This window comes from Gillisia marina (assembly GCF_000258765.1).
Classification (GTDB): domain Bacteria; phylum Bacteroidota; class Bacteroidia; order Flavobacteriales; family Flavobacteriaceae; genus Gillisia; species Gillisia marina.
In genome coordinates this window covers 41076-64533 of sequence record NZ_AJLT01000023.1, presented here as the reverse complement: position 1 = coordinate 64533, position 23458 = coordinate 41076, and the positions used below count along the sequence as shown (strand labels likewise).

The window sequence follows — 23458 nt, the reverse complement described above, 5'->3', positions numbered from 1 at the left end:
TGTTATTATATGTTTACTGTTAACTGTATCCTGTGTAACACGGCAGGAAATGGTCTATTTTCAAGGAATAGAGCAACTTAGTAAAAGTGAAGATCGTAATTTTGGAAATAATCTTGAAATACAACCCGATGATATTTTAACTATTCGGGTATCTGCTCCAGAACCGGAAGCAGCAATCCCATTTAATCTTACAAAATCTCTTGGATCAAATTCTGGTATGAATGGTAATGTTGAATTGGAAACATATCTGGTTGCCAATGATGGAACTATTCAATTTCCGGTAATTGGAACTGTAGAAGTTAAAGGCTTGACCAATCATGAATTGGCAAAAAAAATCAAAGAAGATATAGAAGAATATGTAAAGGATCCAATTGTAAATGTTAGGATTCTCAATTTTCAAATAAGCGTTATTGGTGAGGTCAAGAATCCTGGTACGTTTAGCATACAAGACGATCATATTACATTAACAAAAGCACTTGCCATGGCTGGAGATCTTACCATATTTGGAAAAAGGGAAAACATTTTAATTATGGGAGAGGAAGATGGGAAAAAAACGTATGCCTATTTGGACCTTACAAATGCTAACATAGCAAACTCACCACATTATAACCTCAGGCAAAACGATGTAGTATATGTGGAACCCAAGGCAACGCGACGACAATCGGCAGGATCTACAGGATTAGCTTCTACTTATTTATCCATTGCTTCTGTTCTCGCTTCACTTATAATATTAATTACAAGATAACATTATGGCTTATATAGAAAAATACAACAATAGGGCAGGATTAAATAAAATGAATTTAAGAAAGGAATTGTATAAATATTTAAAACATTGGCCTCTTTTCCTCTTTTGTCTACTTTTATTTGGTGCTGCGGGTTATTTATACTTAAAATACACGACACCACTTTATAGTGCAAAGGCAACCATTATTATAAATGGGGATTCAAAAAAAGGAGATGGGTCTGCCATTTTTTCTGAAATGGGACTAATCAATGGGATAGGAGCTAGTGATATAGTTAATGAAATTGCAATTTTTAACTCTAAGAGATTAATGGAGGATGTAGTTAAATCTCTAAATATTCACATTCAGTATTTTATAGACGGACAAGTACAAGAAATAGAGATCTATGAAAACCTACCATTTGATTTGCAAGTATTAAAATTAGACAATGATAAATTAAAAGCAAAGGGAGATACTAGTTTTGAAATCTCCAAGGATGGGGAATCTTATGTGATAATTGATACTGAAAACCAGAAAACGTATCGAGTGGAAGATGGAACTCCTGTTAATTTAGGCTTTACCACTATAGCATTTTTACCAAACCAGAAAACTAAAAAGGTAAAGATGCCTAGCAATATAATTGTAAAATTTTCTAATATAGAAAAAGTAGCTTCTCATTATCGAGGGAAGTTTAATATTTCTCAATTAGAGAAAAGTTCTGGGTTTTTGGAATTAGAATTAAATGATCCAGTAAAGGAAAAAGCCCGTGATATTTTAGATCAAATAATCCTGGAATTTAATAGAGCTGCAATAGAAGATAAAAATCTTATTGCCGGGAATACGGCTAAATTTATTAATGAGAGGTTAGCCATCATTAATGGGGAATTAGATTCAGTAGAAACTGGAAAGGAAGCTTTTAAGGAGCGAAATCAGCTCACAGATATTCAAGCAGAATCCCAAATGTTCATTCAAAATGCTAGCGATTATAATCAGCGTAGACAAGAAGTAGGAACTCAGTTAGAACTTTCTAATGCCATGTTGGAATATATTTCCTCTATTTCTAAATCTGAACTTTTGCCCACCAATCTAGGGATTTCAGAAGGAGGCGTTAATAATCAGATCAATGAATATAATGATCTAGTACTTCAAAGAAATAGGATATTAACTGGCTCTAGTGAAAAAAACCCGGTGATCTTAAGGTTGAATAGCCAAATAAATCAAATTAAAGGAAACGTATTGCAAAGTTTAAAAAATATGCGATCTAACCTTCAAATTGCACAGGAAGATTTAAATAGACAAGCCTCTAGTATTGGCTCACAAATTTATGCAGTTCCCTCTTTAGAAAGAGAGCATAGGGGGATTGAACGGCAACAAAATATTAAGGAAACATTATATTTATTCTTACTTCAAAAAAGAGAAGAAAATTCACTGTCTCTGGCAATTATAGAACCTAAAGCTAAAGTAGTGGATAGTGCATATTTTAGTAAATCGGCCGTATCGCCTAATGCGAAAAATATTTATTTAGGCACAGTTATATTGGCATTGTTTATTCCTTTTTCCATAATCTATATAAGAGAAATGTTAGATAATAAAGTTAGAGGTAGGAATGATATAGAAACGTACTCTAAGGAAATCCCAATTTTGGGGACTATCCCTAAGATTACAAAAAATAATGCAATCGTTCTTAACAATGATAGGTCGATAATCGCCGAATCTTTTAGGATTTTAATCACTAATCTTCAATATTTATTGGCAAAGTTTAAGAATGAATCCCAAGGAATTGTACTTATGGTGACTTCTTCTCTAAAAGGTGAAGGTAAAACGTTTACAGCTGTAAATTTAGCCTTGACCTTAGCTCAATCAGAAAAGAAAGTTCTTCTCGTAGGTGCCGATCTAAGAAACCCACAATTGAGTTCGTATTTCGGAAAGATTTCCAATCAGTATGGATTAAGTGATTATTTGGTGAACAATAATTTACATTTAAAAAATATAATAACTCAATCTACACTAAACCCTCAATTAGATTTATTGTCATCTGGTACAATACCTCCAAATCCTTTTGAACTTTTAAAGTTGGATAAGATTGGAAAAATGTTCTTAGAGCTTAAAGAAATGTACTCCTATATTATAGTGGACACAGCTCCATCAATGATGGTAGGAGATACTTTTTTAATAACTAAATATGCGAATTTGGTATTATATATAGTGCGAGCTGGACATACTGAAAAAGAATCTTTGGAATTCCCATTGGACTCTAAACAACTTCAAAAACTTCCCAATGTAAGTTTTGTTTTAAATGATGTGAAACTAGCAAACTTAGGCTATGGAAACAAATATGGATATGGGTATGGAGAAACTAAGAAAAAGTTTTGGAGTAAACCTAAATTTTCAAGTAGTTCTTCTAACGGAACTTCCTCCAAAAGAATATTTTCTGAATTACAGAAAAAATAAAAGGAGAGTTTCATAAATGTTTAAGATGTATTCCCTGCTTTTTATAGGGATAAAATAACGGCTTAGAAGTAAAATTTTTAGCCATTGAGGAATAACGAGTTAAGCAATTTCTAGATGAAATAGATGTTGAGGTATGAAAAGGATAGTATATGTTTTTATGGGAATTTTACTCTTTTCAATAATTTTAAAGGAGGACACCATCGCTCCGGATATAATTACACAAACTGTTAAGTATGATCCCGACGATCCAGCTATATGGATCAATAAATTAGATTCTTCAAAAAGCATTGTTTTTGGTACAGATAAAGGAGCGAATGGAGCTATTTACGCGTTCGATTTACAAGGAAGAATTATTAAAGAGAAAACTATTAAAGATTTAAATAGACCGAATAATGTTGATGTAGAATATGATTTTTGTATTAACGATTCAACCAAAATTGATTTACTGGCATTTACGGAAAGAGGTAAAAAACAAGTGCGGATTTTTTCCATTCCAGATATGAAACCATTAGACCAAGGTGGTTTTAAAGTGTTTGAAAATGAATTGGATTCTCATTTTAAATCCCCTATGGGGCTTGGCATCTATTTATCTAGAATAGATGGCTCTTATTATGTGATTGTAGGAAGAAAAGATGGCCCAAAAGAGGGTTATTTATACCAATATAAAATTGACACATCCCCTCTAGGTCTGGATTTAAATTTGATTCGAAAATTCGGAAATTTTAGTGGTAAAAAAGAGATAGAAGCAATTGCAATAGATGATGAAATGGGAATGGTCTATTATTCCGATGAAACGCATTGCGTTAGAAAATACTTTGCAGAGCCTTCGTATGGAAATGAAGAATTAGCATGTTTTGGTCTAGATCATTTTAAAGGAGATAACGAAGGGATTGCGATACTCCCACGCAAAAATGGTAAAGGTTATATCATTGTTTCAAATCAAAAGAATAATACATTTAGTGTGTTTTCACGAACAGATAATAGATATCTCAAAGAACTACATCTAAGCACACTAGAAAGTGATGGCTGCGAATTAGTAACTGTGGCATTAAATGAAGAATTTAGAAATGGATTATTTGTGGCTATGAACGACCAAAAGAATTTTTATTTTTATGACCTCAAAAAGCTGGATTTGCCATAAAAAGTGAGAACTTAGATTCTATAGGTAGTGTTTTCTATCATAACCAGCACATATCAACAAAATAAAAAAAAATCCGCTAATAAAATTTGGCGGATTTTTTATTTTTCTCAAATTGAACAGAAGATGGTTGGTTTCCCTATATCATTATTCAATTCCTCTTTGTTAAAATCAATAGTAACTAAGTTTTTTCAAAAAATCAACTAATCAATAATTATTCATTCTTGAACTTGAAAAATAATTGGGAGCGAATATTGAACGATCACGGGATTCCCACGTTGCTTTCCAGGCTTCATTTTTGGTAGAGCTTCAATAACTCTTCGAGCTTCAATTTCTAGCTGAGGATGTGCTGCTCTAGTTTGAACATCGGTGATATTTCCGGTTTCATCAATTTTAAACATCACATTTATCCTGTTAATACCCTTTAACCCTAATTTATTACCTAGATCACTATTAAATTCTTTATTTATAAACTTGGTAATCTTTTCGCTCATACATTTTTTCCGTTCTTCATTTTCTAAAAAGACCTCGCATCCAGGAAAAATAGGAACATCTTCTATTTCAATAAAAGGAACCGTCTCTATAGGTTTATCTTTTATTATTTCAACAATATGATCTACTTCCACAATTTCATTAGGATCCACCTCTGTAGATGGAATTAAGTCTTCTTTAATATTGGGATCATCTGGTGCAGGTTCAATCACATCTGGAATCACCATTTTTGGAGGGGGTGGTGTTTGTAGAATGGTTACCGGAATCTCTACTTCATCCATTGATTTATGAGAGTAGACATCTTGAACTATTTCTGCTTTATCATAAGAGCGCCATTGAATAATAAAATAGGCAATTAAAAGCACTAGGATAAGACCAATTTGCAAGAATAATACAGTTCGTTTGTTAAGATCTGCTTTAGTAGTTTTTTTGACTTCCATAATTTTTGAAGGTTTAAAAATGAATAGAAGGGTTAAATCAGTTGCAGAATATTATTAACAATTAGTATGCCTAAATATTAAAAAATTAATAATTACTTATAAATTTGAGTAAATTGTTAAACAATAATAATATTATTTCAATTTAGCAAAATGAACTAAAATTCACTTCTGAGGCTTCAGAGAAAAATAAAAGTCAATAATCGATTATTCGATTATTGACTTTTATTTTTCTATAAATAGTAGCAGAAAAGTAATCTGAAAAATGAATAAAAAATTTAAAATTTATTCTTCTAAGTCAGCAGAAACTTTAAGAATTTAGTGTAGAATATATTTAAAGTATTTTCAAATCTTAAGAAAGTATTTAATAAAAAAGACAAATAAGGTTTTTTCTGCGCTCGCCTTAATACATTTTTTTGTAAACTTTAAATTTTATTTTGAAGATAAATTATCTCTTGGTTCTGTATGTTCTCTCTTATCCTTTACCTGATGGTTTATTTTCTTTCCTTCAGTAGCATCATGATTGATGGCTTGCTCTTTTTTACTTGTTTTCTCTGGGTTTGGACTATTTTTACTCATGATTAAGTTTTTTATTATTTCATTTTTAGGTATTCATATAATATCTGGAAAATGAGTATTATTTTTTATCTTTTTTCTTTTCGTCTTTTTTATTGGCTTCTTTCTTTTCATCTTTTGCTAAACCTTTAGCGTGAGGAATTGGATGTTTTCCTACTGTGTCATCATAATTTGGATTTTTCATATTTAAAAATTTAAATTAATAGTATAAATGCGAAGAATTTTTCTTCTCATACTAAAGCTACTTTTAATTCATGAAAAACTAAATCTTACTAACAATCTTTAACAGTCATTTGTTAAATCCAACTTTTCGAAAATTGTAATCGTGTGAAAAGATATTTTAGGAATCAAAAAATAATACCGATAGATTAAAAAAGTAATAAAGTAGAAACGGTCTAGATTTTATTTTAATCAATATTTGGGCTATTGAAAATAATGCGATTAATCCATGAAACTCGAAGGGTGATTAATTGACTAGGAGATTTCTGTTATACTTAGGATTTTTAATTATAATCCATTTCCAAATTTTCCTTTCATAATGGGTATTAGGACTAGAAGAACCCAAAAAGTTCAAATTGTAAAAAACGCACTTGCTTTTCCATCCTAGGATCCGTGCATCTTAAAAATTCAAAATCTACTAGGTTAAATATTTGACAGATTAAACTATAAAAGCAATCTTTTATTTCTAAAAGCAGCTCCTGATCCTGTTTTCAAATATCTCTCGAAATCACAGGCTTTTTTTTTATTTGGAAATAGTGAAAGATGCACAAGAGTAACGGGAAGTTTGTCTTTAGTGAAATGAACGTCTCCTTGTTGATGTGCCTCTAATCGTTTATTTATATTCTCGGTGTATCCTGTATAATATTGACCGTTAAAACACTTAAGAATGTAGACAGCATAAGATAATTCCATTTATAAGAAATTATATTAAGATGGACCTTCGTCCACGCAGCCCTACGAAGATAGAATAAAATTTCTGTCGATTGAATGAATAATAAAAATAAAAAGCCCTCCTATGCTTTTAAAAAAATAAAAGCTTTGGAGGGCGAAGGTGGAGCCGGAGGGTTTCGAACCCTCGTCCAAACAAGCAATTAACATAGCTTTCTTCACGCTTAGTTTTCACTTAATTGTCGATGCAAGACCGGCCGAAAACCACCAACCTTACACGTATTCTCACTTGAGCTTCAGAATTACATCAAGACCCTGCAATTCCTATATTTACTTTATCGATACCTCGGGTGTGAACGCCGTAAATCAAGGCTTTCACGAGGCATCTCGGCTCCCTACCTAGTAGGGATAAAGATAATCTTACTGTAATTCAGATTATGCAGCCAAGGCGTAGTTATTCTCGCCGTTTAAAAAAGTGTGAAATATGAGATTTACGAGCTATATCCCAGCGCTCGACGTGCTTACTATCCAATTAGACTCGCTGTCAAATCCAAGTCGACCCCATAAAATAATGAACTTTTTAATGTCATCCTGAGCTTGTCGAAGGATGGCGTTCCCTCGCTTTAGCGAGGGCCGGGCTATTCGTTTCAATCTTCTTTAATTTCAAAATAAATTAAAGAAGGATTTTCACTGCTATCCCTAACGCGGGTGCAAAGATACAGATTAAAATTTATATCTTTGGAACACACGTAACATTCTACAAAAGATATACCAACCTATGATAAAATTTGCCCTAATTAAAGAGCGTAAAACTCCACCAGACAGAAGAGTGGTTTTCTCTCCTAAAAAATTACAAGAAATCATTCAAAAATTTCCAGAGGCAAGTTTTAAAATCGAATCATCTGAACTTAGAATTTTTAAAGATTCAGAATATAAAGAAGCAGGATTTGAGGTATCTCAGGATTTATCAGATTGTGATGTGTTATTAGGTGTAAAAGAAGTGCCAATGGCGAATCTAATTCCAAATAAAAAATATTTCTTCTTCTCACATACCATCAAAAAGCAACCGTACAATAGGGAACTCTTGAGGGCCATTTTAAAGAACAATATTGAGTTGTATGATCACGAGGCAATTGTTAAGGAAAATGGGCATAGGCTCATAGGTTTTGGAAGGTATGCCGGTTTGGTAGGTGCTTATAACGGACTTAGGGCTTTAGGTATAAGAGATTCCTTGTATGAATTACCAAAAGTAGAAACCTTACCAGATCTCAAATCTGTTCTTCAGGAATTGGATAAGATAAAGTTACCAAACCTAAAAATTGTGCTTACCGGATCGGGGAAAGTCGCGTATGGTGCAAAGGAAATTTTAGATCATTTAGGAATTAATAGGGTAGAAGTAGAGGAATATTTAAACACCACTTTTGATACTCCTGTTTATTGTATGATAGACGTGCTTGACTATAACATCCATAGGAGCGGTAAGAATACTACGAATAAACATTTTTATAAGCACCCGGAAGAATACCTATCAAACTTTATGGGATTTGCCAAAGTGAGCGATTTCTTCATTGCCGGACATTTTTATGGAGATGGTGCACCTGTGTTTTTTACTCATGAACAAGCTAATTCTCCTGAATTCAAGATCAATTTGATTGCCGATATTTCGTGTGATATTAATGGGCCAATAGCAAGTACACTTAGACCTTCAACAATAGCTAAGCCCATATATGGGTACGATCCTAAGACAGGTAAGGAAACAGATTTTAAACAGAAAGGAGCCATTACTGTAATGGCAGTAGATAATTTACCCTGTGAATTACCAAAAGATGCAAGTGAAGGTTTTGGGGAAATGTTCATGAAATCTGTGATTCCTGCATTTTTTAATGGAGATAAAGATGGGATTCTGGAACGTGCTAGAATGACCAAAAATGGCGAATTAACAGAGCGATTTAAGTATTTAGAAGATTACGTAAAGGGTACTGCAATTTTATAGTTTAGATTGTAATTACTTATTGCCAGAAATCGGAATTCATAGATCGGGCTTTTGATTTTTTATTGGCAGAGATAAGAAACTCTAGGCTTCCGGCAAACAAAACTCCCAAGGTATAAGCAAGCAAATCCCAGAAGGAAAAACTGCTACCAAGTATAATCATTACTAATTTAGGAGGTTGGTATCCAAGCACATTTGCAATATTTATTAGCTGAATAAATTCAATAGTAAATGAAAAAATTAGTACGATTAATAGGCCTTTAATTACTGTTACTTTAGAAACAAACATCAGGAAGCAATAGATGAGGATCACCACCAAAAAATCTCCCAAATAAGGCCTAATAAAGTCATCGTTTATATAATTAGCGATCAAAATTTCGATAATAAGAAGAGATAGAAAACCGATTAAGTAGGAAGTTTTCGTATTTCTTTTAAGTTTTAGTCTCATTGTATTATTGCTTGTTTTCAACAGAATTTAAATATGTATCGTGACAATTTTCGAAAGAGGTTGGTTCTACATGGATACAATCGCAAAATTCTATACACGCGGTATCATTTTCATCTTCACATTGCAGTTGGCATTCTTCTAAAGTATTCATAGGAATAATATCATAAACATTCAATATAAAAAAGCCCTAGAAAATTACAAAGGCTAAAACACCCCCAAAAAATTTGAAAGAAAACTTCTGGTTATAATTTTTCTGTCATCAAGAACTTCAGGATATGCTGATGTTTTAAATGGGAACAGATATTTAATTCTATGATAATACCATGCAAATAAATATAAATTGGCCATTACCATGAGTGGAGCCGTTAGCATAGAGCCCTGAAAGCGCACTGCCAGAGATAGCACTGTAATATTTAATATTATTGGAAAATATATCAATGCCCCCAATAGCGCAGTTCTTGGTATGATTAAAAGTATGGCAGCGGTTACCTGCAATACCCCTATAAAGGGATAATAATAACCGGTATGAAAAAGGGATTCCAAATATTGCCCTAAAGGATGAAGATTATGTAAATCTGTAAATCGCTCTCCATTTATTTTCACGAATCCTGAAGGTAAAAAACCAGCAGCGAGACTAATCCTGCAAAAAATTGCGAAGTAACCCATCCACTTGTTTTGTCGCGCTTTAAAATGAATTTGATCTAATTTGGCAGATAGTTTCATAATTTTAATTGGAATATGAATTTTTATATATGATCTAAATTTCCTATCTCTTTCTTATACGAAGATGGAAGAATCAGTGATCTTAAAATTTTATCCAGATGCAATCTTCTGGAGATTTTATAAATGATCAGCAGCGGAGTTAGAAATGAGAATTCTCTAAGACATAATAAGTTCCTTACTTTTTTAGGAAGAATTAAAATCTGAGTCTCCAATAAAATGCGATATCTAATAAAGCCTAGATGTTTGCGGTACTGCTTAATAAGGTCTTTAGAAAAATGACTGTAGTATAGGTTCTTTGAAAGGTGTTTATTTCTCATTTTTTGCCAGCTTAAGAAAGTCACTGGCAAGCCTTTAATTCCCATTCTATCACCAACTCTATAAAGAACTGTAAAAACTTGTCCCTTCTCCTCATTGGTTAATTTACGCTCTAGCAATTCGAAGGATCTGATAGAATAATCTATCAGCATAAAAAGTACATCAAGATATGCCCAATTTGGTATTTTCGCATTTCTTTTATTTTCCACATTTGCATGTATTGCTGCAATAGCATCAATAGACTTGTAAGCTGAAATTTCTTCAGAAAAAACAATGGTACGCGCGTAAGAAACTGTTGAAAAAAGCCGCTCCAAAGGAGATTTTGGTAATTTCCCTGTAAAGTAAAGCCAGTCTACAGCTTTATTTAGAGCAAATTCTGCAGCTGCACCAGCGAAGATAAAGAGAATGGTATCGCTCTTTCCCCAGATCTGTCTTACTATTGAGTTTACTTCGACGAAATACTTCATATTTAAGATTTATTAACTTCCCGCGAAAGGAGTTCCGAAGATTCCTACTGCCAATTCTGCCCAGATCAAAAGAAATATCACTAGGATAATTCCACCAATAATTACGCGCCTCTTGCTGCTGGATACTTTCCTTAGCAGGAACTCGAAAGCGAGACCCACACCAAGGAGTAATGCACCCATAATCACAAAATCTGAAAGTGACCATATTACTTCAGTGCTAAATTGCATCGCTATTAAGGGAATTAAAAGAAGTGCACTTATGCTAATTAGAATGATTATTAATCTTTTATTTTTCATTTTTTAAAAATTAAGTGAATGATTCAGTTTTTTAAGTACTTTGAAATTCAAAGCGAATAGACAAAAAAATTATGTTTTCTTATTTTCGATAGTATTTCCTGAGCTAATTAATTTTTCTAATGCATCTAAATGTTCTTGAAATGCCTTTCTGCCAATTCGAGTAGCAATATATTTGGTATTAGGTTTCCTGTTAATAAACGATTTTTCCACTTTTATATATTCTTGCTTCTCAAGTGCCTTGGTGTGGCTTGCAATATTTCCATCTGTTGCGCCCAGAAATTCTTTAAGTGTATTAAAGTCGGCATATTCATTTACCATCAACACACTCATAATTCCTAGTCGAACCCGGTGATCGAATGCCTTATTTATGTTACTTATTATGTTTTTCATCAAGCATTTTTTCTATCATATTTATTGTGCATCCATATGCCATAAACAATATGAAAGAACCCAAACCCTAAAGCCCAAAAATACAAACCATAACCTATAAATTGAGTAGCTATAAGTCCAAGAATAAGATTTGCATATCCTAAACTTTTAAGATCGTTAAATGTGTATTTACTAGCATGTATAAGTGCCAAGCCGTAAAAAATAAGCATGCAAGGTGCAATTAACCCAATGATATCATATTGCAATAACACCAAGCAAAAAAGTCCTCCAGCGATAAGAGGAGCAAAAAAATTGATCATCAACCTTTTGCTGGTTGCGTCCCAGATTTTTTGTCCATTTTTTTGAGCCTTCCGAGTTGTTAAAAATACTGCAGTACCAATTGCTAAAATAAGAACGCCAATGGCTACCATTAGTAATTGTAATTCAAGATTGCTATTACTAAAATTAACTGTAACCGAATTGTAATCCTGATTATAAACACTTCCATTATCCCTAAGAAGAGTCTTGGCAACTACAGCTCCTAAAAGTGCATAACAACCGGCAAAAACCCCGGAGAGCCCACTTAATGAGATAAATCGGGAAGACCGATTCATCATTTGCCTGATTTCGCTTAAATCTTGAAGATACTTTTCATTTTCCATCTACGAAGTACTTTGAAAAACAAAGTAAGTGTATTTCTTTCAATAAAACAATAGAAAGCATTAAAAAGCCCGCAATTATTTGCGGGCTTGTAATTGTATTTATTGCTGAAATTCTTATAAGTTTAGCGTTGGGTCATTTGGATCTCTTCGGTTATCCGAATCGCTAGCTCCAGAATTTGGTCTGTTTGGATTAGCAGGATCATTAATGTCTCGTTGAGGTTTTGTAGGATTCACTTGATTTCTAGCATCAGGTGCAACCGATTTGTCATCCTTAAATTTTTGGATAACTTCTCTAAAATGTTCTCCCGCAGCCTCTCTACCACCAAGTCCATAACTTAAAGCAAATGCTACAGCAAGCGCTCCTAAAATAAGACCGAAGGCCAATTCAACTATTTCATTAGCAATTCCCATTGTTCTCAAGGCAATTGCAATAAATAAAGCTAAAGAAGCATATCTTACTATACTAGCGATGAAATTATTGTTGCTAGATTTTGTCATTGTATTATAGATCATTACAGAAATATAATTTCCTATGGCAAGAATAATAAGTCCGAAAATAATTTGTCCGGTTACTTCAAGAATCTGATTTAAAATTTCGGTTAATCTATCTAATCCTAAGATTTCTACAGCGGTAATAACCCCGAAGAAAACCAAGAAGAAATAGATAAGATTTGCTACAATTTTAGATAAAGACTGATTGGCTCCAATCATATTCTGAATTTGGATTTTTTCAGCCAAAGTGTCTAAGCCTAAACTTTTAAAGAGATCTTCTAAAAAGTCTGCAAGAAATTTTCCTCCCCAAATAAATACTGTGAGGATGATTGCAGCAATAATAATTTCGCCAATCATACTTGTAAATCCGTAAAGGATATCATTTGCCGGTTCAGAAATTGCCTCTAGCTGTAGTGCATTGAAAGCCTGAATTAAAAAGGGTATAAAGATTATTATGAAAACTACTTTCTTAAGAATATTAACCAGTTTATCGGTGTCTTTAAATCCAGTTTTATCCACCATTCTGTCAAGAAAACTACCACCTATACTAACCAGATTAGAAACGAATTTGGCCAATATATACCCTATAAAACCAATAAGAATAGCACCTATTACGTTAGGGACATAAGAAAGAAATTCATCTACCATATTTTCCAGTGGGGTGAGAACTTGATCTATTCCTAGAATTTCTAATACTATTAAGATCACAATGATCATCACCAAATAATAAAAGATATTACCTAAGAAAACATTCGTGTCCGCACGTCTGCACGGCCAAAAACACGCTCATCCCAGTTGGTTTTTCTTAAAAGTCTTACTACAAGGGCTTTGATGCCTTTTGCAATAAGCCATCCTACAAGAAGCACAAGAATTGCTCCTAACAAATCGGGTAAAAAGTTAGATACCTGATCGGCAAAATTTTCGAGTTGATTTTCCATTCTATAAATTGATTTTCATTAGTTAGAAACTCAAATTATAAAATATTCTAATCTATGTTGTTGTGATTAACAACACTTTATAAATAAATCGAAGAAATTAGTATTAAAAATTTGTAATACGTTAACTTAAAAGAAGGTTTTATGAATTATAATGAATTTACCGTTTTACTGATTGCTGTTAAATTAGACAGCAATTTCTCAAGATATTGTAGATCCAACATATTTGCTCCATCACTTTTTGCATTCGCAGGATCAAAATGAGTTTCAATAAATAATCCATCTACATTATTTACAATTCCGGCACGCGCGATAGTCTCAATCATATCTGGTCTTCCGCCGGTAACGCCACTAGATTGATTTGGCTGTTGAAGCGAATGAGTAACATCTAAAACTGTGGGAGCATATTCACGCATAGTAGGAATTCCTCTAAAATCTACGATCATATCTTGATAGCCAAACATAGTTCCCCTGTCGGTAATCATTACTTGTTCATTATTACAATCGGTTACTTTTGTAACGGCATGCTTCATACTTTCCGGACTCATAAATTGCCCTTTTTTAAGATTTACCACTTTTCCTGTATTTGCAGCGGCAACCACAAGATCTGTTTGTCTAACAAGAAACGCAGGAATCTGCAAAACATCTACATATTCTGCCGCCATTTCAGCATCAGAAACTTCATGAATATCTGTAACCGTAGGAATTTTAAATGCTTCGGAGACTTTCCTTAATATCTTCAGAGCTTTTTCATCACCTATTCCTGTAAAACTATCTATTCTACTACGGTTAGCTTTTTTAAAGGAACCTTTAAATATGAACGGAATTTCCAATTTATCGGTAATCTTCAAAACTTTTTCAGCAATTCGTAAAGCCATTTCTTCACTTTCAATAGCACAAGGTCCTGCAAGAAGAAAGAAGTTATTGGATTCTAAATGTTTTAACTGAGGGATATTGCGAAGTTTCATAAGACACTATTTATAGATGCAAATGTAGCGGTTTATGGCTTGGGAACAAAGGTGAAATTTAAGGGATTTCCCCTACGCCTTTTACTGAAGCACTTCACATATCAAATATTTTAAATTGTAACTTAAATAACTGTAAACTAATATTTTATGATCATGGAAATTAAAGATATTTTATTGAACGAATTGCGAAATGAAGTGCAACTAACTGAAAAGTTCCTAAAGAGAATTCCAGCAGATAAACTGGATTGGCGACCTCATAAAAAGTCGATGAATATTCAGGAGCTTGGAAGTCATTTAGCTGAAATCCCGAGTTGGATCACTGGAACCATGGAAATGGACGAAATGGATGTGGATGGTTATGAAACTCCGAAATTAAGTTCACCAGATGAAATGGTGAAAGTACTTAAGAAAAATGCCGCAGATGCTGAGGCGTCTTTACAAAAGTCTAATGGCGATTTCCAAAAAAAATGGAAAATGAAAATGAAAGATGAAACCTTATGGGAAATGCCTAGAATAGATGTTCTAAATACGGTTGTCCTTAATCAAATTCCGCATCACCGTGCACAATTGGGAGTGTATTTTAGGCTATTGGATGTTTCTGTACCCGCCACTTATGGGCCTTCTGCAGACGAAAGTCAATAACTTATAAAAACAAAAAAACCTCGAACTTCAAAACAATTGATTTTCGAGGTTAATAATAATTTCACAACTTACTTAAAGTAGATTTAAGCGTTGCATTAATTCGGGTCTTTTGGAACGACTTATTGGTATTACGTTTTTGGAAATTAAGACACTATTGTCTTTTATGTCTACAATTTCTTTGATGTTGATTATAAAAGATCTGTGGACCTTAACAAAATAATCTCTGTGTATACGCTCGTGAATCTTTTTTAAAGTGGAGTGCACCGTATAGTTTTTTTGCTCTGTTTTTATTAAAATATAATCTCCTTTAGCTTCTATTACTTGAATCGTTGGAATGTCAATTTTAATCAGCTTTCTGTCTACATTTACATAAAGATCATCTTTGCTGGAAGAGTCAGGTAGTTTTTTCGTTTGCATTTGAACTTACTTCATTAGGTTTTTTATCTAGAGCCTTTTGAATTGCTTTTTGAAACCTTTCCTCGGTTATTGGTTTTACCAAATAATCTACAATAGCATTATATTCAAAAGCTTGAATTGCAAAGTTTTTATCGGAGGTAGTGAGAACAATTTTTGCTTCACTATTAATAGTCTGTATAAAATCGAATCCATTAAAACCAGGCATATGGATATCTAAAAATATGAGGTCTACCTTCGGGTTGGTATTTAAATATTTAATAGCTGCAATACCACTATCAAATTCCTTAGACTCGGAAATATGAGGGTCTTTGGTTGCAAATTGATAAATTATAGCTCTTGCTAATTCTTCATCATCTACTATAATACAGTTCATACTTGTTAAGTTATGGTATTTAAAAATTGGGTCATTTTTTTTAAAATGATATCAAACTCACTCTTCATTTCACTTTTTCCAGATCGTAGCTCATGTTCAAACTGAACAGCTTTTCGACTTCCTTCTTCAAGACCAAAAATATTAATTTTATGATTTAATTTATGAACATTTTCGGCAACCTTAACATAATTAGAGCTTTCAAAATTCTCGTTGAATTGTTCAATTTCAAGCGGGAGTTCTCTTCTTATAATTTCTAATAGTTTCTTTTCGAACTCATTATCTCCCGCAGCAATTTTTTTTAATAGTTTTTAATGTAGGTGTTTCAGGCATAGAAAAACTGGATTGTAAGGGGAATTTGGCCTAATTTAATAAAAATAAGTTTAGCAGATAGATTCTTATTTATTAAAATAGAAATAAAGAGAAATAGGATAAATAATTCTCAAATACTCAATCCTTAAATAATCTGGTGATAAAAAGAAGTCAAGTTTAGCTGTGTTGTTGCGCTAAATAAGAAATAATTTTAAGGAATTAGTATCTATACTAGGTATAACACATGGGTCTACTCCATTGTTAAAAGTAGTTTTGATGTGAGTTAGGAAAAAAAAAGGAGATATTTCTAGTTGCCAAATTGTAGGGATTTGGTTTCAAATATCTCCCATTAAACAATGTAGGATATTAAATCTATTAGGCCTAAGATGCCTTTGTTAATTCATTGAAATTCCAATATTCAAATAAACTCTTCAATTTTTCTAAATAATCGGTATACTTTGTAGGTTTAGTAATATAACCGGAAATACCTAATCTGTAGCAGGTTAAAATATCTTTGTGATCTTCAGAGGTAGTTAGAATCACAGTTGGTATAAGTTTTAAGATATCATCTGATTTAAGATGCTCTAAAAACTCGATCCCATTCATATGCGGCATATTAAGATCCAACAAAATTAAGTCCGGTAAATAATCGGATTCTTCCAATGCTTCGAGTGCTTCTTTTCCATTTCCAGCTTCGACAATATCATGGGGAAGGTTTAACGAATCCAGTGTTCGCCTTAATTTCATTATTTCAATAGAGTCGTCTTCTACTAAAAGGATTTTAAATTCTTTAATCATAGCATTATAATTAAGTAGGTTTGGGACTGTAAAGATGTGGACTTTTCTAAGAAATTAAATTCTTTTTCGCTGGTTCCCTATATTTAATCGACGATGAGTAAAGATTTCCTGTTAACTAAAACCGTTGAAAAACAATTTTTTTTTTAAAGAAAACCGAAGGCTTGAAAACCTCGTAAATAGAGATTACCTCTTTGTGTATTTTATCAAAAGCGATATTTTTTATCTCTGAAGTATCTATTTGTTTGCTCAATGATCTAGTTAAATTTAATAGTCATACTTACAATAAGTGTCTATTTGCGCAAATAGAATATCATCGAAAATTTTAATAATCAGTAAGCTAGAATATTAAGCAGTGCTTTTTAATTTAAGAATATTTGTTAAGTATGGTATTTTCGACAAAAATAGGAGTACCTTTGCAGCCTTAAAAATGAGGCGTTTATTATGAAAGCTACTAAAAACATTGCGATTATCGCACACGTTGACCACGGTAAAACTACCTTGGTTGATAAAATCATGTACCATTGTCAACTTTTTCGTGATAACGAAAACACTGGCGATCTTATCTTAGATAACAACGATCTTGAAAGAGAGCGTGGTATTACAATTACTTCTAAAAACGTTTCTGTAGTATACAAAGACACAAAAATTAATATTATTGATACTCCTGGTCACGCCGATTTTGGTGGAGAAGTAGAGCGAGTATTAAATATGGCAGATGGTGTTCTTCTATTAGTAGATGCTTTTGAAGGGCCAATGCCACAAACAAGATTTGTACTTCAGAAAGCAATCGACCTTGGTCTTAAGCCTTGTGTTGTTGTAAATAAAGTTGATAAAGAAAACTGTACTCCGGAAGAAGTTCATGAGAAGGTTTTCGATTTGATGTTTGAATTAGGTGCTGAAGAATGGCAACTAGATTTTCCAACAGTATACGGTTCAGCTAAAAATAACTGGATGAGTGATGATTGGAAAGTTCAAACTGAAAATATCGAGCCGCTATTAGATATGGTTCTAGAACATATTGAGTCTCCAAAAATTGAAGAAGGAACAACTCAAATGTTGATCACTTCTTTAGACTTTTCATCTTTTACAGGACGAATTGCAATTGGAAGATTACAAAGAGGAACCTTGAAAGAAGGGATGGCTGTATCTTTGGTTAAACGCGATGGTAGCATCAAGAAAACTAAAATAAAAGAGCTTCATACTTTTGAAGGTTTAGGAAGAAGAAAAATAGACGAAGTTGTGGCAGGAGATATTTGTGCTATTGTTGGTCTTGAAGGTTTCGAAATTGGTGATACTGTTGCCGATCTTGAAAATCCGGAAGGATTAAAAACAATTGCTATCGATGAGCCTACAATGAGTATGCTTTTTACAATTAACGATTCTCCATTCTTTGGACAGGATGGTAAATTTGTAACCTCTAGACATATTAGAGAGCGTTTGGCTAAGGAACTTGAAAAGAACCTTGCGCTAAAAGTTGAAGCTACAGATAGTGCCGATAAATTTATGGTATTTGGTCGTGGAGTACTTCACTTATCTGTTCTTATTGAAACAATGAGAAGAGAAGGGTACGAACTTCAAATTGGTCAGCCACAGGTTATCATCAAGGAAATTGATGGTGTTAAATGTGAGCCGGTTGAAGAAATGACCATAGATCTTCCAGAAACTGTTTCTGGAAAAGCTGTAGAAATGGTTTCTATGAGAAAAGGGGAGATGACAAGTATGGAAGCTAAAGGTGACCGTATGAATATTCAGTTTATGATTCCATCTCGTGGTATTATTGGTTTGAGAAACAACTTACTTACCGCTACTGCTGGTGAAGCGATCATGTCTCACCGTTTTAAAGAATACCAACCTTTAAAAGGTGGAATTCCAGAGCGTCAGAATGGATCTTTAGTTTCTATGGAAAGAGGAAAAGCGATTCCTTATTCTATAGATAAATTACAAGATAGAGGGAAGTTCTTCGTAGATCCGGGTGAAGATATTTATGAAGGTCAGGTTATTGGTGAGAATTCTCGTCAGGATGATATGGCTGTAAATATTACTAAGACTAAGAAAATGTCTAACGTACGTTCTTCTGGGGCAGATGATAAAGCGAAGATTGTTCCGGCAATTAAGTTCTCTTTAGAAGAAGCTTTAGAATATATTCAGAAGGATGAGTATGTAGAGGTAACTCCTAAACATATCCGTTTACGTAAGATCTATCTTACCGAAAATGAACGTAAGAGAAATAAAATAGTATAATACTGAAAAGTGTTTATATAAAAACCCCGAGCTGAAAAGTTCGGGTTTTTTTGTTTTAAATTGTTTCTTGTGACAGGAAGCATTCTTCGACAGGCTCAGAATGACCAACCAGAAGTCATCCTGAGCTTGTCGAAGGATCTTATTATAGAGCGTATTTCTGAATTTATTTCAGGATCTGGGGATAGTAAGGAATCTTTGTTATCAGTGATTCTTCAATCATTCAATTAAAGATTTTTATTTTTTGCTGTTATATTTCTGAATAATAATAATCGTAGCGATGATTATAGCAATAATTAAAAATACGAGAAGATAAAACACCCAGTTATAATTAGGGTAGAATTTTAGAATAATACCTAATAGTATTATCAGGGACACACCTATTAAAGTAAAACCTGTTTTTTGAATTTCCATAGCTTGCTTTAATCAGAATTACAACGATTTCTGCACCACTTCAAAGACCCGTTCTCCATCACACTTTAGTGTTTTAGACGGATATTTCAGCAGTAAGGCATAATCATGAGTAGCCATTAAAATAGTGTTTCCATTTTTGCTTATTTCCTGTAGCACCTCCATAACTTCAACAGAAGTCTGCGGATCTAAGTTTCCCGTTGGTTCATCGGCAAGAATTAATTCGGGATCATTTAAAAGCGCACGGGCAATAGCGATTCGCTGCTGCTCTCCACCAGATAATTGATAAGGGAACTTGAACCCTTTAGTCTTCATTCCCACCTTATCTAAAACCTCGTCTATCCTGCGCTCCATAGCTGGCTTCTCTTTCCAGCCGGTTGCCTTCAATACAAAAGTTAGATTTTCACGAACATTCCTGTCATTTAGTAATTTAAAATCTTGAAAAACGACTCCTAATTTTCTTCTAAGAAAGGGGATGTCTTTTTCCTTTAAAGTTCTAAGATTATAATCTACAATACTGCCTTCACCTTCGGTAAGTGGAAGATCGCCATAAAGGGTCTTCATGAAGCTACTTTTCCCAGTTCCGGTCTTCCCAATTAAATATACAAAATCCCCTTTATGAATGGTTACATCCACTTCAGATAAGATTAAACTCTCTCGTTGATAGATTGCTGCATTTTTTTAATTCTAGGACAATGTTAGACATATGGTACGATTGTAGTTATGTAAGTTAAAATAATTGGTAAATATACATTTTTAAGAAAGTGCTAAAACACTTTTTTTCATATTAACATAATTATCACAACGATGTTGCGTTATGAAATAAGTGTTTAAGTATCTTTGATTCATCAACCTAAAAAAAAATTAATGACACGATATTCCGCATCCCTTTTTGTTGGTTTCTTCTTATTTTTTTCTTCACTTTTTGCACAACAATCTGCAATTAATACAAACGATCTGGTAAAGTTCAATAAAGCTTTGGAGCTTTATAATAACGAGCAATTTTTGCCGGCTCAAACTTTGTTCGATGAAGTGAAGGATGATGCTAAAGATGAAAAAATAGTTTCAGATTGTGCATATTATATAGCAAATGCTGCTGTTAGGTTGGGCCAGCCCGGCGCAGATAAACTAATGGAAGACTTTGTAGAACGCTATCCAACCTCTACAAAAAGAAATACAGCATTTATAGATGTAGCCGATTATTATTTTCAGACAGGAAAATATTCTTATGCCAGAAAGTGGTACGATAAAGTAGATGAAAAGGGGATGAGCCGAGCCGATAAGGAGCGCTATTACTTTAATAATGGTTATGCATATTTCGCTTCGAATAATTTTGAAGAAGCTACAACATACCTTAATAAAGTGCGTGATTCCAAGGAATATGGGTCACAAGCCAAATATTATTTGGGCTATATGGCTTATGAAGGTGACGACTATGAACAAGCCAATGAGCTTTTTGAAGAAGTAAAAGGAGAAGATAGATATTCTGAAAATCTTTCTTATTTCCAAAGTGATATGAATTTTAAGCTTGGGAATTTTGAAAAAGCGATTGCTTTAGGTTTGGAGCAACTTCCAACCGCCGATAGAGGAGAGATTTCTCAACTTAATAAAATTATTGGGGAAAGCTATTTCAACCTAGAAAAATATGAGGAGGCGATTCCATATTTAAAGGAGTATAAAGGTTTACGTGGAAAATGGACGAATACCGATTATTACCAATTGGGATATGCCTATTATAAACAAGGAGATTACGAACGTGCAATTTCAGAGTTCAATAAAATTATAGACGGAGATAACAGTATTGCTCAAAATGCGTATTATCACTTAGCCCAGTCTTATTTGAATTTAGATAAGAAACAAGAAGCGCTAAATGCTTTTAAAAATGCCAGCGAAATGGAGTTTGATGCCAAATTGCAGGAAGATGCATTTTTAAATTATGCGAAATTGAGCTACGAGGTTGGGAATAGTTATATGAGTCCTTCAGAAGTAATTATTAATTACTTAAATAAATATCCTAATACTTCAGTAAAAGCTGAAATGGAAACATTGCTAATAGATTCATTTATCACTTCCAAGAATTATGAGAAAGCGATGGAGTTGTTGGAAACCAATAAAAACTTCAGCGATAAGGGAGCCTATCAAAAAGTAGCCTATTTCTATGGTTTGGAATTATATGAAAATGGTGATTATAGAAATGCGAGTATCAACTTTGATAAAGCCTTAAAGAATAAAATAAATCCTGAAATCACTGCCAAGTCGGTTTTTTGGAAAGCAGAAAGCGATTTCAATTTGAATAGAATGCAAGAGGCATTAAGAGGATATCAGGAATTTGGAGCAATGAGCGCGAGTTCAGGCTTAACCGAAAAAGACAATTTAGATTATAATATTGCCTATGCATATTTCAAACAAAAGGAATATGGAAAAGCGATCGATTTCTTTAATAGATATGCAAACAATTCTGAAAAAGATAATGCAAGAAGAAACGATGCTTACACTAGATTAGGAGACACCTATTTTGTAACCAGTAAATATTGGCCGGCAATGGAAGCTTATACAAAGGCTATCGATATGAATCTTGGAAATACAGATTATGCAGCTTATCAAAAAGCTATCAGTTATGGGTTTGTAGATAGAAACGAAAGCAAGATCGAAGAGCTTAGCAGTTTTACCAATAAATATCCACGTTCTTCTTATAGAGACGATGCGATGTATGAGTTGGGGAACACGTATGTTGCCATGAATAACTCTCAAAAAGGAATAGAGACTTATAATAAATTAATCCGCGATGTGCCGGGAAGTGCATTTGTACCTCAGGCAATGTTAAAGCAAGGTCTTATTTATTATAACGGAGATCAGGCAAATAAAGCTTTGGAACGATTTAAAAAGGTTGTTGCAGAGTATCCAAATACTCCGGAATCTTTACAAGCCATTACCACCGCGCGATTAATTTATATAGATCTTGGGAAAACCGATGAATATGCGGCTTGGGTTAGAAATGTAGATTTTGTTGAAGTTACCGATGCCGATGTTGATAATACCACTTTTGAGGCAGCAGAAAAACAGTATTTAAACAACAATACTACTGCTGCGAAAACAGCTTTCGAGAAATATTTACAATCATTTCCTAATGGTTTAAATGCATTAAAAGGGAACTTCTATTTAGCACAGCTTTATTTTAGAGACGATCAAAAAGATAAATCTATTAGTAACTATAAGTTTGTAGTAAGTAAACCAAGAAGTGAATTTTCTGAACAAGCTTTGGCAAGATTATCTCAGATCTACCTAGAAAAGAGGAATTATCAGGATGCATTGCCATTGTTGCAACGTTTAGAAAATGAAGCAGATTTCGATCAGAATGTGATTTATGCACAATCTAATTTAATGAAATCGTTCTATGAACTAAAGGATTATACAAAAGCGGTTTCTTATGCTGAAAAAGTGCTTAGAAATTCTTCAATAGAAAATACTGTTAAGTCTGATGCGCAAGTAATCATCGCCAGATCTGCATTTAACACCGGAGATGAAAATAAGGCAAAGAACGCATATGCCGAAGTACTTAAAATAGCTACCGGAGAATTAGCTGCAGAAGCATTGTATTACGATGCATATTTCAAAAATAAAGCTTCCAATTTTAAAGGGTCTAACGAGTCTGTTCAGAAGTTGGCAAAAGATTATTCCGGTTATAAATTCTACGGAGCAAAGGGATTGGTAGTAATGGCCAAGAACTTCTATGCTTTAAAAGATGCCTATCAAGCCACATATATTTTGGATAACGTGATCAAGAATTTCAAGGAATACCCAGATGTGGTGAAAGAAGCACAAACAGAATTGAACAAAATCAAAGCGATGGAAGCCAAGACCAATGCTTCTGTAGATACAAGAAACTAAAATTATCAAACT

At 33.3% G+C, this 23458-nt stretch carries 22 protein-coding genes, 1 other RNA gene and 2 pseudogenes; 7 read left to right on the top strand and 18 right to left on the bottom strand.

The window, feature by feature from the left end:
- Positions 1-49 precede the first annotated feature (49 nt).
- From ON07_RS07515 to ON07_RS07505, 3 genes are all read left to right on the top strand, one after another.
- The gene (locus ON07_RS07515; protein ID WP_010229638.1) at positions 50-745 is read left to right on the top strand and encodes a polysaccharide biosynthesis/export family protein; all 696 of its coding nucleotides are present in this window, start codon (positions 50-52) and stop codon (positions 743-745) included.
- A gap of 4 nt (positions 746-749) precedes the next feature.
- Positions 750-3173 carry a GumC family protein gene (locus ON07_RS07510; RefSeq protein ID WP_010229637.1) on the top strand — a complete coding sequence of 808 codons (2424 nt, stop codon included), beginning with the start codon at positions 750-752 and terminating at the stop codon, positions 3171-3173.
- Positions 3174-3306: 133 nt separating this feature from the next.
- Complete coding sequence (locus tag ON07_RS07505; protein WP_010229636.1) at positions 3307-4314, top strand: phytase; 1008 nt, start codon at positions 3307-3309, stop codon at positions 4312-4314.
- A gap of 215 nt (positions 4315-4529) precedes the next feature.
- Here the strand turns inward: ON07_RS07505 and ON07_RS07500 are convergent, their stop codons facing one another.
- The 5 genes from ON07_RS07500 to ssrA all read right to left on the bottom strand — a co-directional run bounded on the left by ON07_RS07500 (position 4530) and on the right by ssrA (position 7267).
- Positions 4530-5243 (bottom strand): energy transducer TonB, encoded by a 714-nt coding sequence (locus ON07_RS07500; protein WP_010229635.1) that lies wholly within the window; start codon positions 5241-5243, stop codon positions 4530-4532.
- Positions 5244-5672: 429 nt separating this feature from the next.
- Positions 5673-5819, bottom strand: coding sequence for a hypothetical protein (locus tag ON07_RS16690; RefSeq protein WP_010229634.1), 147 nt, complete (start codon positions 5817-5819; stop codon positions 5673-5675).
- 58 nt (positions 5820-5877) lie between these two features.
- On the bottom strand, positions 5878-6000 hold the full coding sequence (locus ON07_RS17435; protein ID WP_010229633.1) for a hypothetical protein: 123 nt from the start codon (positions 5998-6000) through the stop codon (positions 5878-5880).
- Positions 6001-6479: 479 nt separating this feature from the next.
- Complete coding sequence (locus ON07_RS07495) at positions 6480-6728, bottom strand: GIY-YIG nuclease family protein (protein ID WP_010229632.1); 249 nt, start codon at positions 6726-6728, stop codon at positions 6480-6482.
- 137 nt (positions 6729-6865) lie between these two features.
- Positions 6866-7267, bottom strand: a transfer-messenger RNA (tmRNA) gene (ssrA, locus tag ON07_RS16225).
- Between the two features lie 215 nt (positions 7268-7482).
- Here ssrA and ON07_RS07490 point away from each other — a divergent pair.
- Positions 7483-8697, top strand: coding sequence for an NAD(P)-dependent oxidoreductase (locus tag ON07_RS07490; RefSeq protein WP_010229631.1), 1215 nt, complete (start codon positions 7483-7485; stop codon positions 8695-8697).
- Between the two features lie 16 nt (positions 8698-8713).
- On the opposite strand, the gene ON07_RS07485 is transcribed toward ON07_RS07490, so the two are convergent.
- The 10 genes from ON07_RS07485 to kdsA all read right to left on the bottom strand — a co-directional run bounded on the left by ON07_RS07485 (position 8714) and on the right by kdsA (position 14370).
- Entirely contained in the window at positions 8714-9142 is a 429-nt protein-coding gene (locus ON07_RS07485) for a ribosomal maturation YjgA family protein (protein ID WP_010229630.1), read from the bottom strand.
- A 4-nt stretch (positions 9143-9146) separates the two neighbouring features.
- Positions 9147-9293, bottom strand: coding sequence for a hypothetical protein (locus ON07_RS16750; protein ID WP_155807173.1), 147 nt, complete (start codon positions 9291-9293; stop codon positions 9147-9149).
- Between the two features lie 53 nt (positions 9294-9346).
- On the bottom strand, positions 9347-9865 hold the full coding sequence (locus ON07_RS07480; protein ID WP_010229629.1) for a hypothetical protein: 519 nt from the start codon (positions 9863-9865) through the stop codon (positions 9347-9349).
- A 23-nt stretch (positions 9866-9888) separates the two neighbouring features.
- Positions 9889-10647 carry an oxygenase MpaB family protein gene (locus tag ON07_RS07475; protein ID WP_010229628.1) on the bottom strand — a complete coding sequence of 253 codons (759 nt, stop codon included), beginning with the start codon at positions 10645-10647 and terminating at the stop codon, positions 9889-9891.
- Positions 10648-10659: 12 nt separating this feature from the next.
- Entirely contained in the window at positions 10660-10944 is a 285-nt protein-coding gene (locus ON07_RS07470; protein WP_010229627.1) for a hypothetical protein, read from the bottom strand.
- A gap of 69 nt (positions 10945-11013) precedes the next feature.
- Positions 11014-11334, bottom strand: coding sequence for a winged helix-turn-helix domain-containing protein (locus ON07_RS07465; RefSeq protein ID WP_010229626.1), 321 nt, complete (start codon positions 11332-11334; stop codon positions 11014-11016).
- Positions 11334-11975: a hypothetical protein gene (locus tag ON07_RS07460; RefSeq protein ID WP_010229624.1), complete on the bottom strand. Its 642-nt coding sequence runs from the start codon at positions 11973-11975 to the stop codon at positions 11334-11336. Before ON07_RS07460 ends, ON07_RS07465 begins: the two co-directional genes overlap by 1 nt.
- 114 nt (positions 11976-12089) lie before the next feature.
- On the bottom strand, positions 12090-13184 hold the full coding sequence (locus ON07_RS14860; RefSeq protein ID WP_010229622.1) for a mechanosensitive ion channel: 1095 nt from the start codon (positions 13182-13184) through the stop codon (positions 12090-12092).
- 23 nt (positions 13185-13207) lie between these two features.
- On the bottom strand, positions 13208-13405 hold the full coding sequence (locus ON07_RS17080; protein ID WP_010229620.1) for a mechanosensitive ion channel family protein: 198 nt from the start codon (positions 13403-13405) through the stop codon (positions 13208-13210).
- Positions 13406-13551: 146 nt separating this feature from the next.
- The gene (gene kdsA / locus ON07_RS07450; RefSeq protein ID WP_010229619.1) at positions 13552-14370 is read right to left on the bottom strand and encodes a 3-deoxy-8-phosphooctulonate synthase; all 819 of its coding nucleotides are present in this window, start codon (positions 14368-14370) and stop codon (positions 13552-13554) included.
- Between the two features lie 153 nt (positions 14371-14523).
- On the opposite strand from kdsA, the gene ON07_RS07445 reads away from it, so the two are divergent.
- Complete coding sequence (locus ON07_RS07445) at positions 14524-15012, top strand: DinB family protein (protein WP_155807171.1); 489 nt, start codon at positions 14524-14526, stop codon at positions 15010-15012.
- A gap of 72 nt (positions 15013-15084) precedes the next feature.
- Here ON07_RS07445 and ON07_RS17925 read toward each other — a convergent pair.
- Positions 15085-15802, bottom strand: a pseudogene (locus tag ON07_RS17925) (LytR/AlgR family response regulator transcription factor).
- A 690-nt stretch (positions 15803-16492) separates the two neighbouring features.
- Positions 16493-16909, bottom strand: coding sequence for a response regulator (locus tag ON07_RS07435; protein WP_010229617.1), 417 nt, complete (start codon positions 16907-16909; stop codon positions 16493-16495).
- A 441-nt stretch (positions 16910-17350) separates the two neighbouring features.
- Here ON07_RS07435 and typA point away from each other — a divergent pair, with 441 nt between their 5' ends.
- Complete coding sequence (gene typA, locus ON07_RS07430; RefSeq protein ID WP_010229616.1) at positions 17351-19150, top strand: translational GTPase TypA; 1800 nt, start codon at positions 17351-17353, stop codon at positions 19148-19150.
- 429 nt (positions 19151-19579) lie between these two features.
- Here the strand turns inward: typA and ON07_RS14850 are convergent.
- A pseudogene (locus ON07_RS14850) lies at positions 19580-20264 on the bottom strand (cell division ATP-binding protein FtsE).
- Between the two features lie 161 nt (positions 20265-20425).
- On the opposite strand from ON07_RS14850, the gene ON07_RS07420 reads away from it, so the two are divergent.
- Positions 20426-23446 (top strand): tetratricopeptide repeat protein, encoded by a 3021-nt coding sequence (locus tag ON07_RS07420; RefSeq protein WP_010229614.1) that lies wholly within the window; start codon positions 20426-20428, stop codon positions 23444-23446.
- Positions 23447-23458: the final 12 nt, after the last annotated feature.

Bases quoted from the DNA above. Each gene is read 5' to 3' on its own strand.
- ON07_RS07515 (WP_010229638.1), top strand. From the start codon at position 50: ATGGTCTATTTTCAAGGAATAGAGCAACTTAGTAAAAGTGAAGATCGT.
- ON07_RS07510 (WP_010229637.1), top strand. From the start codon at position 750: ATGGCTTATATAGAAAAATACAACAATAGGGCAGGATTAAATAAAATG.
- ON07_RS07505 (WP_010229636.1), top strand. From the start codon at position 3,307: ATGAAAAGGATAGTATATGTTTTTATGGGAATTTTACTCTTTTCAATA.
- ON07_RS07500 (WP_010229635.1), bottom strand. From the start codon at position 5,243: ATGGAAGTCAAAAAAACTACTAAAGCAGATCTTAACAAACGAACTGTA.
- ON07_RS16690 (WP_010229634.1), bottom strand. From the start codon at position 5,819: ATGAGTAAAAATAGTCCAAACCCAGAGAAAACAAGTAAAAAAGAGCAA.
- ON07_RS17435 (WP_010229633.1), bottom strand. From the start codon at position 6,000: ATGAAAAATCCAAATTATGATGACACAGTAGGAAAACATCCAATTCCT.
- ON07_RS07495 (WP_010229632.1), bottom strand. From the start codon at position 6,728: ATGGAATTATCTTATGCTGTCTACATTCTTAAGTGTTTTAACGGTCAA.
- ON07_RS07490 (WP_010229631.1), top strand. From the start codon at position 7,483: ATGATAAAATTTGCCCTAATTAAAGAGCGTAAAACTCCACCAGACAGA.
- ON07_RS07485 (WP_010229630.1), bottom strand. From the start codon at position 9,142: ATGAGACTAAAACTTAAAAGAAATACGAAAACTTCCTACTTAATCGGT.
- ON07_RS16750 (WP_155807173.1), bottom strand. From the start codon at position 9,293: ATGAATACTTTAGAAGAATGCCAACTGCAATGTGAAGATGAAAATGAT.
- ON07_RS07480 (WP_010229629.1), bottom strand. From the start codon at position 9,865: ATGAAACTATCTGCCAAATTAGATCAAATTCATTTTAAAGCGCGACAA.
- ON07_RS07475 (WP_010229628.1), bottom strand. From the start codon at position 10,647: ATGAAGTATTTCGTCGAAGTAAACTCAATAGTAAGACAGATCTGGGGA.
- ON07_RS07470 (WP_010229627.1), bottom strand. From the start codon at position 10,944: ATGAAAAATAAAAGATTAATAATCATTCTAATTAGCATAAGTGCACTT.
- ON07_RS07465 (WP_010229626.1), bottom strand. From the start codon at position 11,334: ATGAAAAACATAATAAGTAACATAAATAAGGCATTCGATCACCGGGTT.
- ON07_RS07460 (WP_010229624.1), bottom strand. From the start codon at position 11,975: ATGGAAAATGAAAAGTATCTTCAAGATTTAAGCGAAATCAGGCAAATG.
- ON07_RS14860 (WP_010229622.1), bottom strand. From the start codon at position 13,184: ATGATCATTGTGATCTTAATAGTATTAGAAATTCTAGGAATAGATCAA.
- ON07_RS17080 (WP_010229620.1), bottom strand. From the start codon at position 13,405: ATGGAAAATCAACTCGAAAATTTTGCCGATCAGGTATCTAACTTTTTA.
- kdsA (WP_010229619.1), bottom strand. From the start codon at position 14,370: ATGAAACTTCGCAATATCCCTCAGTTAAAACATTTAGAATCCAATAAC.
- ON07_RS07445 (WP_155807171.1), top strand. From the start codon at position 14,524: ATGGAAATTAAAGATATTTTATTGAACGAATTGCGAAATGAAGTGCAA.
- ON07_RS07435 (WP_010229617.1), bottom strand. From the start codon at position 16,909: ATGATTAAAGAATTTAAAATCCTTTTAGTAGAAGACGACTCTATTGAA.
- typA (WP_010229616.1), top strand. From the start codon at position 17,351: ATGAAAGCTACTAAAAACATTGCGATTATCGCACACGTTGACCACGGT.
- ON07_RS07420 (WP_010229614.1), top strand. From the start codon at position 20,426: ATGACACGATATTCCGCATCCCTTTTTGTTGGTTTCTTCTTATTTTTT.